General features: G+C 70.5%; 15 protein-coding genes. 5 read left to right on the top strand and 10 right to left on the bottom strand.

What is annotated here, in order from left to right; translation table 11 throughout:
• Positions 1-84: 84 nt before the first annotated feature.
• A complete protein-coding gene (locus tag OG230_RS28690; protein ID WP_328906623.1) occupies positions 85-900 on the top strand; it encodes a hypothetical protein in 816 nt (271 codons plus the stop codon).
• A gap of 130 nt (positions 901-1,030) precedes the next feature.
• Here OG230_RS28690 and OG230_RS28685 read toward each other — a convergent pair whose 3' ends face one another.
• A complete protein-coding gene (locus OG230_RS28685; RefSeq protein WP_328906622.1) occupies positions 1,031-1,780 on the bottom strand; it encodes a GntR family transcriptional regulator in 750 nt (249 codons plus the stop codon).
• Between the two features lie 146 nt (positions 1,781-1,926).
• On the opposite strand from OG230_RS28685, the gene OG230_RS28680 reads away from it, so the two are divergent.
• Both OG230_RS28680 and OG230_RS28675 read left to right on the top strand, forming a co-directional pair.
• Complete coding sequence (locus OG230_RS28680; RefSeq protein ID WP_328906621.1) at positions 1,927-2,775, top strand: (2Fe-2S)-binding protein; 849 nt, start codon at positions 1,927-1,929, stop codon at positions 2,773-2,775.
• A gap of 192 nt (positions 2,776-2,967) precedes the next feature.
• Positions 2,968-4,077, top strand: coding sequence for a DUF2637 domain-containing protein (locus OG230_RS28675; RefSeq protein ID WP_328906620.1), 1,110 nt, complete (start codon positions 2,968-2,970; stop codon positions 4,075-4,077).
• Between the two features lie 62 nt (positions 4,078-4,139).
• Here the strand turns inward: OG230_RS28675 and OG230_RS28670 are convergent, their stop codons facing one another.
• Positions 4,140-4,499, bottom strand: coding sequence for an ATP-binding protein (locus OG230_RS28670; protein ID WP_328911566.1), 360 nt, complete (start codon positions 4,497-4,499; stop codon positions 4,140-4,142).
• Positions 4,500-4,787: 288 nt separating this feature from the next.
• Between OG230_RS28670 and OG230_RS28665 the strand changes: the two genes are divergently transcribed.
• Both OG230_RS28665 and OG230_RS28660 read left to right on the top strand, forming a co-directional pair.
• The gene (locus OG230_RS28665; RefSeq protein ID WP_328906619.1) at positions 4,788-5,186 is read left to right on the top strand and encodes a ribonuclease domain-containing protein; all 399 of its coding nucleotides are present in this window, start codon (positions 4,788-4,790) and stop codon (positions 5,184-5,186) included.
• Positions 5,187-5,232: 46 nt separating this feature from the next.
• Positions 5,233-5,622: a barstar family protein gene (locus OG230_RS28660; protein WP_328906618.1), complete on the top strand. Its 390-nt coding sequence runs from the start codon at positions 5,233-5,235 to the stop codon at positions 5,620-5,622.
• Between the two features lie 123 nt (positions 5,623-5,745).
• Here the strand turns inward: OG230_RS28660 and OG230_RS28655 are convergent, their stop codons facing one another.
• From OG230_RS28655 to OG230_RS28620, 8 genes are all read right to left on the bottom strand, one after another.
• Positions 5,746-8,121, bottom strand: coding sequence for a M9 family metallopeptidase (locus OG230_RS28655; RefSeq protein ID WP_328906617.1), 2,376 nt, complete (start codon positions 8,119-8,121; stop codon positions 5,746-5,748).
• Between the two features lie 485 nt (positions 8,122-8,606).
• Positions 8,607-9,329: a GntR family transcriptional regulator gene (locus OG230_RS28650; RefSeq protein ID WP_328906616.1), complete on the bottom strand. Its 723-nt coding sequence runs from the start codon at positions 9,327-9,329 to the stop codon at positions 8,607-8,609.
• Between the two features lie 82 nt (positions 9,330-9,411).
• On the bottom strand, positions 9,412-10,353 hold the full coding sequence (locus OG230_RS28645; RefSeq protein ID WP_328906615.1) for an ornithine cyclodeaminase family protein: 942 nt from the start codon (positions 10,351-10,353) through the stop codon (positions 9,412-9,414).
• Positions 10,350-11,351 (bottom strand): proline racemase family protein, encoded by a 1,002-nt coding sequence (locus tag OG230_RS28640; protein WP_328906614.1) that lies wholly within the window; start codon positions 11,349-11,351, stop codon positions 10,350-10,352. The genes OG230_RS28645 and OG230_RS28640 overlap by 4 nt, the downstream gene beginning before the upstream one ends.
• An 82-nt stretch (positions 11,352-11,433) precedes the next feature.
• Positions 11,434-12,348 (bottom strand): dihydrodipicolinate synthase family protein, encoded by a 915-nt coding sequence (locus tag OG230_RS28635; protein ID WP_328906613.1) that lies wholly within the window; start codon positions 12,346-12,348, stop codon positions 11,434-11,436.
• 139 nt (positions 12,349-12,487) lie between these two features.
• Positions 12,488-13,936: an FAD-dependent oxidoreductase gene (locus tag OG230_RS28630; protein ID WP_443051604.1), complete on the bottom strand. Its 1,449-nt coding sequence runs from the start codon at positions 13,934-13,936 to the stop codon at positions 12,488-12,490.
• 139 nt (positions 13,937-14,075) lie between these two features.
• Positions 14,076-14,423, bottom strand: a complete 348-nt coding sequence (locus tag OG230_RS28625; RefSeq protein ID WP_328911565.1) for a (2Fe-2S)-binding protein — start codon at positions 14,421-14,423, stop codon at positions 14,076-14,078.
• Between the two features lie 107 nt (positions 14,424-14,530).
• The gene (locus OG230_RS28620; RefSeq protein ID WP_328906611.1) at positions 14,531-15,697 is read right to left on the bottom strand and encodes an NAD(P)/FAD-dependent oxidoreductase; all 1,167 of its coding nucleotides are present in this window, start codon (positions 15,695-15,697) and stop codon (positions 14,531-14,533) included.
• Between the last annotated feature and the right edge of the window lie 25 nt (positions 15,698-15,722).

Here is a 15,722-nt window from a genome sequence, read left to right as displayed (position 1 = left end):
CCGGCGTGCCATTCCGTGCTGAGATGCGGCCACACTCAACAGCTCGATGGCGTGCTCGGGGAGGGCAATGTGGCGCATACCGCCATGTCTGGTTCCGGAACGACAGCAGATGACGATCCGCCGCTCCAGACAGCGGTATGGCGACTGCGATCACGCGCCTGCTGGACGGACGCGGCCGCTCTGCTCGAACCGCACGCGGCCACCGACCCGGCAGCCGCGCTCCAGCGGACCGCGCTGCTGACCGAGCGGTGCCTGTACACCGGCGGCGGCTGGACGGACGCCGAGGACGCCCTGCGCAACGCCGAGGCCCTGGCCCACGACGACGCCGAGCGCGGGGCCGCCGCCTGCGAGCGCGGCCACCTCGCCTACGCGTCGACACTCCTGGGCGTACGGGACCGGGCCGACGAGGCCAGCGTGGCCCTGAGCCGGGCCGCCGCCCTGCTCTCCCCCGCAGCGGCAGGCCGGCCGCTCCTGGACTTCCGCCGGGGCCTGATCGCGCAGAACATCGCCGACTCCCCGCAGTCCGCACGGGCCGCCTACCGCAGGGCCCACGCGGGCGCCACGGCCCAGGGGGACGAGCTGCTGCTCTCCTTCACCTGGCGCCACCTCGCCTCGCTCGCCCTGCGCGAGGGCGAGCTGGCCGAGGCGCGGCACGGCTTCACGGAGTCGCTGCGGATCAGGGAGGAACTGGGCTACCTGGTCGGTACGGCCCCGGCGCTCATGTCCCTGGCCGACGCCGAGCCCGAGCCGGAGGCCGCTCGGCTGCGCGCCGAGGCGGGGCGGCTCTTCCGACTGCTGGGCGGCGTACCCACCTGGCTCGCCCCGCAACTGGAACCTGCCCTGCCGAGCCAGAGCAGACCGGCACCGGACGACGAAGCGGCGGGCTGGCGGGTCCGGTGACGGGGGGGCGGGGCGTCAGTCTTCGCGAGACGCGGCGGTCGGGTCGTCGGGGGACGGGGCAGTCGGGTCGTCGGGGGACGCGGCGGTCGGGTCGTCGGGTGACCGGTGCGGTCACCCGGTGACGTAACCGTCAGCCGTCCGCGCCGGTGAAGTGCTCCCGTACCAGCGACTGCACGACGCCGAGATTCTGGGCGATCAGCGCGTCGAGCAGCGCGGTGTGCTCCACGGCGTCCGCGAGGAGGTCGGCACGGCGGGTCGCGGGGTTGCTGACCAGCGGCCACTGGGAACGCCGGTGCAGGTCGTCCGCGACCTGCACCAGCTGTTCGTTGCCGGCGAGCGCCAGGACGGCCCGGTGGAAGGCCCGGTCGCATTCGGCGTAGCTGGCACGGTCGCCGACAGCGGCTGCCGCGACGGTCGCGTCGGCGAGCGGGCGCAGGGCCGTCCAGCGGCCCGCGGGGACGGTACGGGCGAGCCGCAGCATGACGGGGACCTCGATCAGGGCCCGCACCTCCGCCAGCTCCGCGAGTTCGCGCGGCCCGCGCTCACTGACCCGGAAACCCCGGTTCGGTACGACCTCGACGGCGCCCTCGATGGCCAGCTGCTGCATCGCCTCGCGCACCGGCGTCGCGGAGACGCCGAACCGGGCCCCGAGCGCCGGGGCAGAGTACACCTGGCCGGGAGCCAGCTCACCGTCGACGAGGGCGGCGCGCAGGGCGTCCAGGATCTGCCCGCGCACCGAGTGCCGCTGCACCGCACGGGGGGCGGGTGGCTCACTGTGGGTGTGCTCTCCCCGCGCCTGTTCGGGGACCCGTACCGAAGGCGGGACGGCCGCGGCTGCGTACGACAGCCAGGTGTCCTCACGCGCACTGCCCTGCTCCACTGGACCTCCTCGGCCTGCCGCGGGCGCGGCTCGCGTGCGCCTTGCCCCCGTGTGCACGATAGGCGGAGGAGGCTCCAGTTCAAACATCGATCAGGTCGGGTAAGGTAAGGCTAACCTGCTAACGATCCCGATTCGGTGGTCCCTGCATGACCGTCTCCGCTCTGCTCACCGGTACCGCGGCGTCCTCCGTGACCCCCGCGTACGCACGTCTGGCCGAGGTCTTTCCCGGGCTCCGCGCCGAGGTGCTCGCCGAGGACGCCGCCGCCCCCTCCGGCGCCGGCTGGGTGGGCGCCGCGGAGCTCGCCGAGGGCGGCGCGGCCCTGGACGCCTTCCTGGCGTGGGACAACGCGCAGGTGCTCCGGGACTACGGGCAGGAGGCCCGCCCCGACGTGGTGGCCAGCTTCGGACTGCACCGCTACTCCTGGCCCGCCTGCCTGCTGGTGACCGTGCCGTGGTTCCTGCACCGCCGGGTGCCGCGCGTCCCCGTCCAGGACGTCGCCTTCCAACGCGCGCTGGGTCATCTCACCCTCCGCGTACGGGAGTTCGCCTGCCTGCCGGACGATCCCGCGGCCTCCCTGCCGGGCGCCCGGGTCGTCCCCGACGAGGCCGCCCTGCGCGCCGAGGTGCTGGACGCCGTCGCGGAACACCTCGGCCCGGTGCTGGACGGCTTCGGACCGCGCATGCGGCGCGGCAAGCGGGCCCTGTGGGGCATGGCGACGGACGAGGTCGTCGAAGGACTCTGGTACATCGCCCACCTGTTGGGCGAGGAGCGCCGGGCGATGGCCGAGCTGGCGCTGCTGCTGCCGGGCACCACCAAGCCGTACGTGGGCACCGCCGGCTTCCGCGAACTGACCGGCCCCGACGGCGAGTCGCTGCCGACCCGCGACCGGGCGAGCTGCTGCCTCTTCTACACGCTGCGCCCCGAGGACACCTGCGTCACCTGCCCCCGCACGTGCGATGCCGACCGCGTACGGAAGCTGACGCCCGCCCCCTGATCCACACCCCCCGTCCCAGTGACAGGGATTCGAACGCAACCACGCTTCGCCGTACGGTCATTCGAGAACATTCCGCTCATCCGCACGCCTCGCCACCCCAATGGCGTTCTCTTGCCCCGAAACCGCCTGAGCCGGGCGGCGTTTCCGTCACGATGGCGCCCGAAACGCCCTACGCGACGCAAGGGACCGCGCATGAGACTGACCGACATATCGCTTGACTGGCTGCTTCCGGGCGCCGTACTGCTCGTGGGGGTCATGGCGGCGGTGACGGTGGTCGCACGTGGCAGGCGCGCCGCCGGCAAGGCATCGGCCGACGACAACTGGGAACGCAGCGAGGACCGCCGCCGGCGCAAGGAGGCGCTCTACGCCACCGCCTCGTACGTCCTCCTGTTCTGCTGCGCCGCGGTCGCCGCCGCACTCTCCTTCCACGGGCTCGTCGGCTTCGGCCGGCAAAACCTCAGCCTCTCCGGGGGCTGGGAGTACCTGGTCCCGTTCGGCCTCGACGGGGCCGCGATGTTCTGTTCGGTGCTGGCGGTACGGGAGGCCAGCCACGGCGACGCGGCACTCGGCTCCCGGCTGCTGGTGTGGACGTTCGCCGGCGCCGCCGCCTGGTTCAACTGGGTGCACGCGCCGCGCGGCATGGACCACGCGGGCGCCCCGCACTTCTTCGCGGGCATGTCGCTCTCGGCCGCGGTGCTCTTCGACCGCGCGCTGAAGCAGACCCGCAGGGCCGCACTGCGCGAACAGGGCCTGGTGCCCCGCCCGCTGCCGCAGATCCGGATCGTCCGGTGGCTGCGTGCGCCCCGGGAGACCTTCGGCGCCTGGTCGCTGATGCTCCTCGAAGGCGTACGCACCCTGGACGAGGCGGTCGACGAGGTCCGCGAGGACCGGCGGGAGAAGGAGCAGGACCGGCTCCGCAGAAGGGGCCAGGAGAAGCTGGACCGGGCCCACATCAAGGCCCTGAACCGGCAGAACCGGGTCTGGGGGCGCAGTGGCCGCGGCGGACAGCAGGTCGAGGTCCAGGCCATCGCGCCGTCGCAGGGTGCCGCGCAGGGCGTCGCGGAGCCCGCCATAGCAGAGCCGGGACAGCTGCCCCTGCGACCCCGGCCATCCCTGCAAGCCGTGAACGGCCCGGGCGCCAAGGGGGCCAAGAACCCCTCGGGCTCTCCGGGCCCCTCGGGCCAGACCGCGAGCGGTGACCCCAGGACCGTCGACCTCACCGCCGAGGACGACACCCAGACCCTGCCCCGGCTCGACTCGCTGGAGCAGAAACTGAAGGATCTGGAGCAGCAGTTCGGCTGAACTCGGCCCGGTGGGAGGCCCCGACGGGGCCTCCCACGCTCCGGTTCGGCGGGTCGTCCGGCTCAGCCCGTACCGCTCAGCTCGAACCAGACCACCTTGCCCAGCGCCTGCGCCGTGACTCCCCAGGCGTCCGCCAGGCTGCGTACCAGGACGAGACCCCTGCCGTGCGTACCGTCGTCGGCGTTCGGTACGTACGGCCTGGGGGCATCCGACATGAAGTCCCGGACCTCCACGCGCACCTTCTCCGGGCCCGCGGTCACGGTGACGACCGCGCCGTGGCGCGTGTGAATCAGCGCGTTCGTGACGATCTCGCTCAGCAGCAGCTCCGCCACCTCGGCCGCCTCGGCGGGCGACCGGTACCGCAGGAACTCCCTCAGATCACGGCGTACATCCCCCACCGCCGACAGGTCGGCATGCCCCAGCCTGCGACGCAGCTGGACCGACTCGCCTCCTCGATGCTTCATCGCTTCCCCCGCGCGCACAGTGAATCGACCTCCTTCACCTCATAACCACTCGAACACCTTCACGGGGATGCATGCCCCGCACGCGGACACTCACGCTTGTCGACTCGTCAATAAGTGAACAGGGCCCATCCGCAAGCCCGGACGGGAGGCGAACGCGTTACATTTCCGTACTCCCCGTTAACTTCCAAAAAATTCACAGGAGTTGGCGTTGACGGGACCCGATCTACGCGCGTCATCATGGTGGGCATGCGATTCCCCCCACGGATCACCACGCTCGGCGCTTGCGCCGCCATCCTGTCGGCCCTCTTCGTCGGCGGCCCGGTCACCGCATCGGCCGCGACTCCGCCGGCCGCCCTGTCGGTCGGCAGCATCTGCTACTCCGACCTCCCCTCCCAGGCACACGACACCCTCGACCTGATCGACGCGGGCGGGCCCTTCCCGTACGACCAGGACGGCACCGTCTTCCAGAACCGCGAAGGCATCCTGCCGAGTCAGGGCACCGGCTACTACCACGAGTACACCGTCATCACCCCGGGCTCCCCGACCCGCGGCGCCCGCCGCATCGTCACCGGTGAAGAGGTCCGGGAGGACTACTACACCGCCGACCACTACGAGTCGTTCGACCTGGTCGACCACGGTTGCTGACCACCGGCCACCTCCCGTCCCCGGTCCGGACTTGTACGCTCCGGGCATGACCGTGACCTATGTGATCGAAGGCTCCGAGGTCACCGGCCTGGAGCGGTTCTGGGAGGTGATCGGCGAAGCCGTGAACGGACCCGGTGGCTATTTCGGCCGCAACCTCGACGCGTTCGCGGACTGCCTCAGCGGCGGAATGGGCACCCCGGACGACGAGGACTTCGTCATCGAGTGGCGCGACCACACACGGTCCGCCGAAGCCCTGGGCCACCCGGAGACGGCGCGCTATCTGAGGCGCCTCGCGCAACGTGCCCACCCCACCTCGCGGATCCGACTCCAGGCGGAACTCGGTGAGGCCCTGGCAGGCCGGGGTCCGACCCTCTTCGACCGGCTGGTGGAGATCATCAGGGAACGGGCGGGCCCGGATGCGCTGCGCCTGATGTGACCTGACCTGACCGGGCGCGGTGCTCGCGGAGGAAGCGGTCCAGGCGGGCGACGGAGGCGACGGCGGTGGATCCGCCGGCTGCCGCCGTCGCCCGGCCCGGTCGCTCCGGGGCCGGTACGGCGATCAGTACCGGGTGGAGACGCTCACGCCACCGAAGCCCTGGGCGGCGTACATGCTGATGTAGTTGATGCCCGCCTTCGGATTCGGCACGGTCAGGGTGTGCTCGTTCCCGGCGCCGGACGCCCGGGACGTGTAGCTGGAGACCATCGCCCAGCCGTTGGCGTTGTAGTAGAGGTCGCCGTCACCCGTGCCGCCCGCCGCGGTGATCTTCAGCTCCGTCGTGCCCGCGGGAACGTAGATGTAGAGGTAGGCGTAGTTGCCCGCCGTCGCCGTCAGCCCGCTGCGCTTGCAGTCCTTGTCCAGCTGACGGGTGTCGGCGGCCGTGCACTCCGGCCCCTGGTCGACGGGCGGAGTACCGATGCTGCCGCAGTCCCCTGCCCCACAGGCGGTCAGCCAGGAGTTCCAGTCGGCGTCGTAGCGACTGCCGATGGTGGAGGTGAGCAGGGTGCGGGCCGCGTTCCAGTCCCCGGTGCGGTAGAACCCGAGCAGCCTGTCCACGTCCGCGCGGTGCGACTGGAGCATGTATCGGACCGCCAGATAACCCCAGTTGTAGATCCGCGTCTGGTCGGCGTTCTCGTAGGTGGTGTCGAAGAGGGTGCGCAGGGTGTAGGTGCGCTTCGCGGCCTGTGATATTGCAGCGTCATAGGTGACATTGCGGTACGAGTAGGAGACGTACTCCGCGAAGCCCTCGACCCACCAGATGGTCGGCGTGGTGAGGCCGGCGCCGAAGTCCCCGTACATGTTGAAGCGGCCGTCGAGGTAGTGCGTGTACTCGTGGTTGAGGTTCCAGATCTGGAACACGGGCCGGACCCACTCGGCCTCGTAGGCGATGAAGCGCGGCTGGTTCCCCGCCGCGGAGGGGTCTCCCTCCAGGTACATCCCGCCGTTGTTGGTGTCGATTCCGAAGATCGCTCCGGCGTAGGTCTGGTAGTCGGTGCTCGAGTCGAAGACGACGACCTCGATGGTGCTGTTGCGGTCCTCGCTGACCGGGCCGCCGTCCCTGGTGATGTCGTGGAAGTAGGCATCCTGGTTGCGCAGGCTCGTGCAACTGGCGGCGAGATCGGTCGTCGACACTTCCTGGGCCCGGATACGGATGCTGTCGCTACAGGTGTAGTCGACGGGCAGGACCGCGCTCTTGAGGCGTTCGGCCAGGTTGCAGGTGTCGTAGTAGGCGCAGTTGGCCCTGTCGTAGTAGTCGGTCATCTCGGCGACGCCGACCCAGAGGGCTGCCGTGCGGCCGGTGATGGAGCTCTGCTTGAGCAGTGCCGCGGCCAGCGGTGCGGTCCTGTCGCGCAGTGAAGCCTCCTGGAGGAAGCGGCCGAGCTCACGGCCCGCGTTGGAGGTCAGGTACGAGCGCTCGGTGCCCAGCAGGTCCAGATGGGCGGAGGCGAAGTCGTGGAGTGCGGTGAGCAGGCTGGGGTCGGCCTCCACCGCCTGGACGAACTCGGGTACCTGGTGGCCGCGGAATGTCACCGTGTACACGTTGTTGACCGCGTTCAGCATGTACCAGGAGCTGTTGTACGAGGAGTTGTAGCTCGCCAGCAGCCGCTTGACCACGTGGATGTACCGGGCGTTCTGCACGGCGCTGTCGATCAGCGTGACCGCCTCGGAGAGGGTCTCCCCGTTGGCATCGGTGACGTCGAAGGCGTGGGAGGAGCCGAAGAAGGCGTCCAGCCCGCCGCGGATGGCGGTGTTCAGCGCGGGGCCGTAGCTGCCCACCGTCGACGGGTCGTAGTACTGGACGTAGTAACCGGCCCTGAGGAAGAGCACCAGCTGCGGCATTCCGGTGCTGCTGTCGCCGGGGTACGACGCCGAGGTGTCGCGCAGGGCGTCGGCGATGGTGACCATCTGCGCCTCGCGGAAGGCGAGATAGCCGTCGTTGCCCTTCACGCCGAACAGGGTGTTGACGCAGTCGGTGGTCGACGCCTTGACCTGCTGGACGAGGGCGCTGCCGGTGCGGCTGGTGAAGTCGGTGACATTGCACGCTGCAACGGCAGCGATTCCGGCGGACTTCGCCTTGGCGCGCGCCGCGGCCTTCATGGAGGGGGCGGGGTGACTCGGGTTCGCGCTTCCGGGCTCGTCGTAGTCCCGCCTGAGCGCGTCCTTCGACGCGGACAGGGGGGCGCGGTCCGCGGGCTTGAGGGCTGCGCGGTCGGCGTGGCCGGCCTCGTCGGAGGGCGCGGTGAGCGCCTGGGCGGCCGGCCCACCCGGCTCGTCCGCACGGGCCTCGGCATCGGCGTTCCTCGGTGACTCGACCGCGGCCACGAGGGGACGGGGCTCGGCTGCGCGGCTCGGTGCGGACAGCAGCCCGACGCCCAGACAAGCTGCCAGCACCACGGTGGATAGCCCGGTGAATCTCTGTCGAACCATTCGGTTCATCACGTGCCGCCTCCCAGCGGTGTGTTGGCCGCACGGGGAACGGTGCGGCCGTAGGGGGGTGGAGCGAGAGGTGAAGGCGAACAGGGTCGTCCGACTGCACTCGCGTCGTGACATGAGCACGACCTCGCATCCTGCGCGCTGTACAATTGCACATGTCACATGGTCTTAGGAAGACGCTGCGCGCACATTCATCTGCACGACAACTCGCTGCCGCAGAAGCCCTGATGGAGCAATGAGCCGAGCCGGGCGCACTCGCACCGGTTGCGCGGGAAACGCCGAACAGCCCCTCGACTGAGGGGCGTTGGGTGGATCAAAGGATGGGGGTGTTACGCGTAGGTGCGGGCTGATGCCTTCCCGGACCGCGCGCCGGAGGAAGGGTGCCGCAGGATCTCGGGACGGCTCCGCAGGCACGCGGCAAGCGCGACGGCTACGACGGGCCTACGGCGCTGAGGAGTTGACGAACTGCCGGTCGTCGGCGACGGAGCTCAGGCGTCACTGGGGTCGAGCCACACCTGCTTGGGCGGGGCGCTCTCGGACGCCTCGGCCCCGGGGGCCGCCCAGAGCTTTCGGACATGTGACATGTGAGCGAGCATGAACGCCTCGGCGCGGGGGCCGTCTCCGGCAACCATCAGATCGAGGAGCTCGACGTGCTCCTCCGCCGACGCCGTCAACTGCCCGGTCTCGGCTAGCCTGTTGAGACCGAAGAGCCGCGACCGCTTACGCAGGTTGCCGACCTCTTCCACCAGTCGGCGGTTTCCTGCCAGCCCGAGCAGTTCGAGATGGAAGCGCCGGTCGGCCTCCAGGTAGGCCAGGATGTCGTTCGCCCGGGCGGCTTCGACGATCTCCAGAGCGAGCGGCCGGAGCTCCGCCAACTCCCATGCCTTGCCCATCCGGGCGATACGGCCGACCGTCGGGGCCTCGATCATGGCGCGGAGCTCGGTGAAGTCGTCGAGATCCTGCTCGGTCAACTCGGTGATCCGGAAGCCCTTGTTGCGTACCGCCTCGACCAGACCCTCCCGGGCCAGGTCGAGCATGGCCTCGCGTACGGGAGTGGCCGAGACGCCGAACTGGGAGGCGAGCGCGGGAGCTGAATAGATCGTGCCCGGACGGAGGTCGCCGGCGATGAGCGCGGCTCTCAGCGCGTGCGCCACACGGTCACGCAGATGCTCCTGCGCCGAGATCACGTTGAGCGACGTCAGGCGGGCCATGTGTGTTCCTCCAGCACCGTGCGGAGTCACAGAATACAATGGCAGGTTGCCGTTCGGACCTGCCGCTTCCCAGCTGTGGATATCACGCTCCGGCAGGCGCGTTGCGGTGAACCGCAGCCGCCACCACAAGGTCCTCCCAGCCCATTCCGACGCTCTTGAAGAACCGTGGCCGGACGCCGGAGGCCAGTTCCGCGGCACGGTCCGGACGGGTCACCAACTCCGCAAGATCGGACGCGACGTCCTCGGCCGCGAAGACCCCTTCCTCGATCGGGAGCAGAAGATCCCCCGCTTCCGCCAAGGCGGCCGACCGCTCCTCCACGACCACGGCGGAACGGGCCACCAGCCGCGAATCGACCTCCCGCGCATCGGGTGTGTGCGAGCCGACCGCCACGACCGTGGCCGAATCCCGCACCAGCTCACCGTCGAACAGTGGTTTTCCGGCCGTGGTGCAGCAGAGCACCAGGTCGGCGGAGGCCACGGCGTCCGCGTCACCGGCTCCGGCGGCGACGCCCAGCCGACGCGAGTGCGCGACCAGCGCTTCGACTCGGTGCGGGGTACGGCCGACGACGGTGACCCTTTCCACGTGGCGTTCCGCGAGTACGGCACCGAGGTGCCCGTACGCCTGGGGTCCGGTACCGAACAGGACGAGGTGCCCGATCGAGGGCGGTGTCAGGTGGCGAAGGGCGAGTGCGGACACGGCCGGGGTACGAAGGGTGGTCAGTGCGGCGCCGTCGAGCAGGGCGAGGGGCACCAGAGTGGCACCGTCCAGCAGCAGATAACTCCCGGTGATCCGTGGCAGTCCACGTGCCGCGTTGCCCGGGGCCACGCCGGCGATCTTGACGCCGACCACCTCCTGGGTGGCTGCCGGCATGATCAGGAGCTCTCCGCCCGGGACCGTCACATGACTGCGCGCGGGTGTGGCCGCCGGATCGAGTCCCCCGCGCAGCGCCGCCTCCAGTGCGTCCGCGGCCCCGCCGGGGCCGAGGTCTTCGATGTCGGCGGCGCCGAGCAGGGGCAAGGTCACAGCAGGAATCCTTCGGGGAAGGGATCGGTCGGGTCCAGGAAGAACTGCGCCGTCCCGGTGATCCAGGCACGGCCTGTCACGGTCGGGACGACTGCGGGAAGACCCGCGACGGCGGTCTCCTCGACGAGCCGCCCCGTGAACGAGGTACCGATGAACGATTCGTTGACGAAGTCGGTGTTCAGACCGAGTTCGCCCCGCGCATGGAGCTGTGCCATCCGGGCCGACGTACCGGTCCCGCAGGGCGACCGGTCGAACCACCCGGGGTGGATGGCCATGGCGTGCCGGGAGTGTGCGGCATCGGATCCGGGTGCGATCCACTGCACGTGCTTCAGCCCGTTGATGTCGGGGTCCTCCGGATGCACGGGGCGATCGGTGGCGTTCACCGCGTCCATCAGGGCGAGCCCGGCCGCCAGGATGTCGTCCTTGCGGGCACGCTCGAAGGGGAGCCCGACGTCGGACAGCGGCAGCATCGCGTAGAAGTTGCCGCCGTAGGCGAGGTCGTAGTGCAGCGTGCCGTATCCGGGAACGTCCACCTTGCGGTCGAGTCCGGCGCAGAAGGCGGGCACGTTGGTGAGGGTGACGGACGTGGCCGCGCCGTCCTGAACCCGCACGTCCACCGATACGAGCCCGGCCGGAGTGTCGAGCCGGACGGTGGTGACGGGCTCGGTGACTTCCACCATGCCGGTCTCCACGAGGACGGTGGCCACACCGATCGTGCCGTGGCCGCACATCGGCAGGAACCCGGAGACCTCTATGTAGAGGACGCCGAAATCCGCGTCCGGGCGGGTGGGCGGCTGAAGAATCGCCCCACTCATGGCGGCGTGCCCGCGCGGCTCGTACATCAGCAGGGTACGGACCGCGTCCCGGTTGTTCTGGAAGTAGCGGCGCCGTTCCGCCATGGTGGCGCCGGGAATGGTTCCGATGCCACCGGTGATGACACGGGTGGGCATGCCTTCGGTGTGTGAGTCGACCGCATGGAAGATGTGACGTGTCCGCAAGGGTCCCCCTCTGGTGTTCCGTTGGGTCTGGATGCTCTGCACCTGCCTCGACGGCGCTGCAGGCCCGTTGGTCAGTTCATGGTCAGTTCATGCCTTCGGCGAGTGCCTTCTCGGTCGCTGCGCGCACGGCTGCGGCGGACTCCGGTGACAGCGGGAAGCGGGGCGGCCTGGTGGGTCCGCCGTGGCGTCCGACGACATCCATGGACGCCTTGATCGCCTGCACGAACTCCGGCTTGGAGTCCCAGCGCAACAGCGGGTGGAGCTGACGGTAGAGGGGGAGAGCCGTTGCCATGTCACCTGTCACAGCGGCCCGGTACAGCTCGACGCAGGTGGTGGGCAGCATGTTGGGGCACCCGGCGATCCATCCGACGGCTCCTGCGAGCGCCAGTTCCAGCAGCACGTCATCGGCACCGATGAGCACATCGAGCCCAGGGGCCTGCTCGGCGATCTCGTAGGCCCTGCGGACGTCGCCACTGAACTCCTTGACGGCGACGATGCTGTTCTCGCGGTGGAGCCGCGCCAGCAGTCGGGGGGTCAGATCCACTTTGGTGTCGTACGGATTGTTGTACGCGACGACTGGAACCCCTACTTCCGCGACCGCGGCGTAGTGCGCCCGGACGGCGTCCTCCTCGCACTTGTAGCCGTTCGGGGGCAACAGGAGGACCGAACCCGCGCCCGCCTCCGCGGCCCGTTCGGCCCAACGACGGGACTCGTCGCTGCCATAGGCGGCCACACCGGGCATGACCCTGGCGCCGTCGCCGGCCGCGTCGACCGCGACCCGGACGACCTGGTCCCGCTCCTCGTCGGTGAGGGTCTGGTACTCCCCCAGGGAGCCGTTGGGCACAACGCCGTCGCAGCCTGCCTCGACGAGGTTGCGGACGTGCTCCCCATAGGCATCGAAGTCGACGGAACCGTCGGCGCGCAGGGTAAGAGGGGTGGCGACCATGACGCCGTGCCAGGGGCGGGTGCGGGGGGCGTGGACGGTGTCTGTCTGCATCGGGACTCCTTGTACGAGAGGTGCGGGAGATGCGAGCGGTAAGAGGTAAGACAGCTATAGGAGATGTGACATGTCACCCTGCGATAGCAGGTGTGACCGTGCGATAGCAGGTGTGACCGTGAAATGGCCTGCCACGGACTTACGGGCGGACTTCTCCGGCGCAGCCGCCGTCGACGACCCGATCCGCCTCAGCCGCTTCAGCCGCTTCAGCCGCTTCAGCGAGTACGGACAGTGGTACCGGGCAGGCGAAGGGTCGGCGGTCGGCGGTCGTGCCGGCTGCGGAAACATCTTCCGGACCGGCGAGTTCGCGTACGGCGAAGCCGCAGGTGCGCCCCTGGCACCAGCCCATTCCTGACCTGGTGAGGAGCTTGACGCTGCGGGCGTCTCCTGCGCCGAGTTCGTCCACCGCACGGCGAATACGTCCGGCGGTGACCTCCTCGCACCGGCAGACCTCGGTGTCCTCGGCCGGCCATCCCCGCCAGCCGGATCCAGGCCGGTGCACGGCACCCATCACATCGGCGAAGGCACGCATTCTGCGACGGCCCCGGACCAGGGCGGCGGTCCTGCCGCCATGGCCCCGCCCCCTCGAAGTCGCTACCCCTCGCGCATGACGGACCACCGAGAGCGCCGCCAACTCACCCTCGATCCTGGCAAGTTCAACGCCACCGATACCGCCGACCTCACCTGCGGCCCACACTCCGGGCACCGTGGTCCGCAGCTGTTCGTCCAGGACCAGGGCGTGCGTTCCGTCGGTGCCGGTGCGGGTGGCGCAGCCCAGGGCCGTGGCGAGTTCCAGTTGGGGTACGAGCCCGTGTCCCACGGCGAGGGCATCGCAGTCGTAGTGTCGGCCGGAGCCCGGGATCGGACGCCAACTTCCGTTCAGGCGGCTGACGGTGACACCTTCTACCCGGTCGCCACCATGGACGGCCGTCACCGCACTGCGGGTCAGGACCCGCACCTTGTGGCGCAGGAGCGCAGCCCCGTGGCGTGCGCCCTCCGCCAGTTTCCCGGGATTGGCGGCCAAGGTGCGCGGTGCCTTCGCGTACGCCGTGTATCCGGCCGCCTCGACGAGGAGCGGAACGTCTGCGCCCGCCTTCACCAGGGAGGCCGCGACCGCTTGGAGGAGCGGTCCGCTGCCCGCGACGACGATGCGACGGCCCGGCAGGGCCAGGCCGGACTTGAGCATGGCCTGCGCGCCTGCCGCTCCCACGACACCGGGCAGAGTCCAGCCGGGGAAAGGCAGTTGGCGCTCGTGGGATCCGGTCGCCACCAGCAGATGTCGCGCTTCGAGGGCCGCACTGCCCGTCCCCTCGGGCCCGGTGACCGCGTGCAGCGTCCAGGTGTCCCCCGTGCTTTCGACGGCCCATACCTGGTGCCATGTGAAATGGCGGATGCGACCGGCACGTCGGTGCAGTTCGAACCGCCCGGCAAGCCTCTCGTACGCGGCCCAGTCGTGGTGCAGGACCTCCGGCCGGGTGGCGCCGAGGGCGGGGGCCGGGGAGCGGTAGTACTGACCGCCGGTCGCCGCCGCAGCATCGAGGACAGCCACGTCGAGCCCGTGATCGGCTGCGGTGACCGCCGCTGTCATGCCTGCGGGCCCGGCGCCCACGACGGCAAGGTCGGGTGGATCGGGCAGACCGAGGAGATCGGACGGCGCGGGATCGCCGAACTCTTCCCGGCCGGATCGGTGTTCGCGGTCGCGGGGACCCGGTCGCTCGACACCTGGTTCACCGGAGGAGTTCGCCATGTCCGTCGCCCTTCTGTGGGGTGATCGTGTCGCCGGGGCGTGCGGGCAGCAGGCAGGCCCGCTGGTTGGGGCGGCCGTTGACCGTGGCCAGGCAGTCGAAGCAGGATCCGATTCCGCAGAAGGCGCCCCGTGGATTCCCGTTCACCCGGGTCGTGCGCCAGGACAGGATGCCGGCCGTCCAGAGCGCCGCGGCGATGCTCTGTCCGGGCAGGGCGCGGATCGGGCGCCCGTCGAAGGAGAGCTCGAACTCCGTTCCCGGCGACGCCCCGACCAGTTCGGCAACGTCACGTGCGCGTGCGGGTGTGCCCGCGTGCCCGCGCCCGGAAATCCGGCGAAGTACACGACCGGGCAGGCTGCCGTTCGGGCGGCCGGGCGTACGTGTCACAGGGGCTCCATATGCCTCGGTGCGCGGCACGGACTCTCCACCGTCGGTGTTCACGCCGCCTCCCGGGAATGGTCGAAGCGTTCGGGCCGGAACGGCGCCGGATCGAGGACGGGGGCGTCGCCCCGGAGCGCGTCGGCGATCAGTCGTCCCGTCGCGGGTGCCAGCCCGATGCCCGCGCCCTCGTGTCCGCAGGCGTGGAAGAGGCCCGGAGCCCGGGGGTCGGGCCCGATGGCGGGCAGGTGGTCGGGCAGGTACGGGCGGAACCCGTGGTAGGCGCGCATGACCCGGACATCGGCCAGGACCGGGAACAGTGCGGCGGCCTGAGCGGCCAGCCTGCTGACGGCGGGGACGGACAAGGAGTGGTCGAATCCGACCCGTTCGCGGCTCGCCCCGATCAGTACGGGGCCGGACGGCGTTCCTTCCACCACCGGGGAGGTCTGGAGCGCGGCCGATCCGCTGGACACGTCTCCCAGATACTCCGCGGCGTACACCTTGTGCCGGATCAGCCGCGGCAGGGGTTCCGTGACGAGGACGAATCCCCTGCGCGGCAGGACGGGCAGTTCGACTCCGGCCAGGGCGGCCAGTTCGCCGCCCCAGGTACCGGCGGCGTTGACGACGGCGGGGGCGTGCAGTTCTCTCCGGCTGGTGCGGACGCCGCGCACGTCGCCCGTGGGGCCGGTGAGCACCGCGACGACCTCCTCGCCCGCGTACAGCCGCGCCCCGGCATCGCGAGCCGCGCGCAGCAGATGGGCGGCGGCCAGGGCGGGCTGCACCTGGGCGTCCTGCGGGTAGTGGAAGCCGCCCGCGAGTCCGGGTGTCAGGTGTGGTTCGAGGTCTTTCAGACCGTGTGATGTCACCGGGTACGCCGTCACACCAGCGGTGTTCTGGCCCCGCGCTGTCGCGGTGAGCGTGGCGAGCGAAGCCTCGCCGGCTGCCACGACCAGCCCGCCCTTGCGCTCGAACTCGATGTCCGCCGGCAGTTCGTCGGCGAGTTCCTGCCAGAGGGCGCTGGACAGCAGGGCGAGGTCCAGTTCGGGTCCGGGCTCCTTGTCGGAGACGAGGAGGTTTCCCTCGCCCGCTCCGGTGGTGCCGCCCGCGACCGGGCCGCGGTCGACCACTGCGACGTCGAGTCCGGACCGGGTGGCGTAGTAGGCGCATGCGGCGCCGACGACGCCGGCTCCGACGATGACGACGTCCAGGGGGTGTCTCGTGAGCACGGCAGTAATATGTCACATTGCTCTG

The organism is Streptomyces sp. NBC_00234, from assembly GCF_036195325.1.
Lineage (GTDB): Bacteria > Actinomycetota > Actinomycetes > Streptomycetales > Streptomycetaceae > Streptomyces.
Note: the sequence above shows the minus strand (reverse complement) of the source record. Positions and strands in the feature narration are given on the sequence as shown.

What these genes read in the sequence shown, in the direction of transcription:
- OG230_RS28660 (WP_328906618.1), top strand. Translation starts at nt 5,233, where the DNA reads ATGACCGTGACCTATGTGATCGAAGGCTCCGAGGTCACCGGCCTGGAG.
- OG230_RS28675 (WP_328906620.1), top strand. Translation starts at nt 2,968, where the DNA reads ATGAGACTGACCGACATATCGCTTGACTGGCTGCTTCCGGGCGCCGTA.
- OG230_RS28635 (WP_328906613.1), bottom strand. Translation starts at nt 12,348, where the DNA reads ATGCAGACAGACACCGTCCACGCCCCCCGCACCCGCCCCTGGCACGGC.
- OG230_RS28655 (WP_328906617.1), bottom strand. Translation starts at nt 8,121, where the DNA reads ATGAACCGAATGGTTCGACAGAGATTCACCGGGCTATCCACCGTGGTG.
- OG230_RS28650 (WP_328906616.1), bottom strand. Translation starts at nt 9,329, where the DNA reads ATGGCCCGCCTGACGTCGCTCAACGTGATCTCGGCGCAGGAGCATCTG.
- OG230_RS28665 (WP_328906619.1), top strand. Translation starts at nt 4,788, where the DNA reads ATGCGATTCCCCCCACGGATCACCACGCTCGGCGCTTGCGCCGCCATC.
- OG230_RS28680 (WP_328906621.1), top strand. Translation starts at nt 1,927, where the DNA reads ATGACCGTCTCCGCTCTGCTCACCGGTACCGCGGCGTCCTCCGTGACC.
- OG230_RS28690 (WP_328906623.1), top strand. Translation starts at nt 85, where the DNA reads ATGTCTGGTTCCGGAACGACAGCAGATGACGATCCGCCGCTCCAGACA.
- OG230_RS28630 (WP_443051604.1), bottom strand. Translation starts at nt 13,936, where the DNA reads ATGACAGCGGCGGTCACCGCAGCCGATCACGGGCTCGACGTGGCTGTC.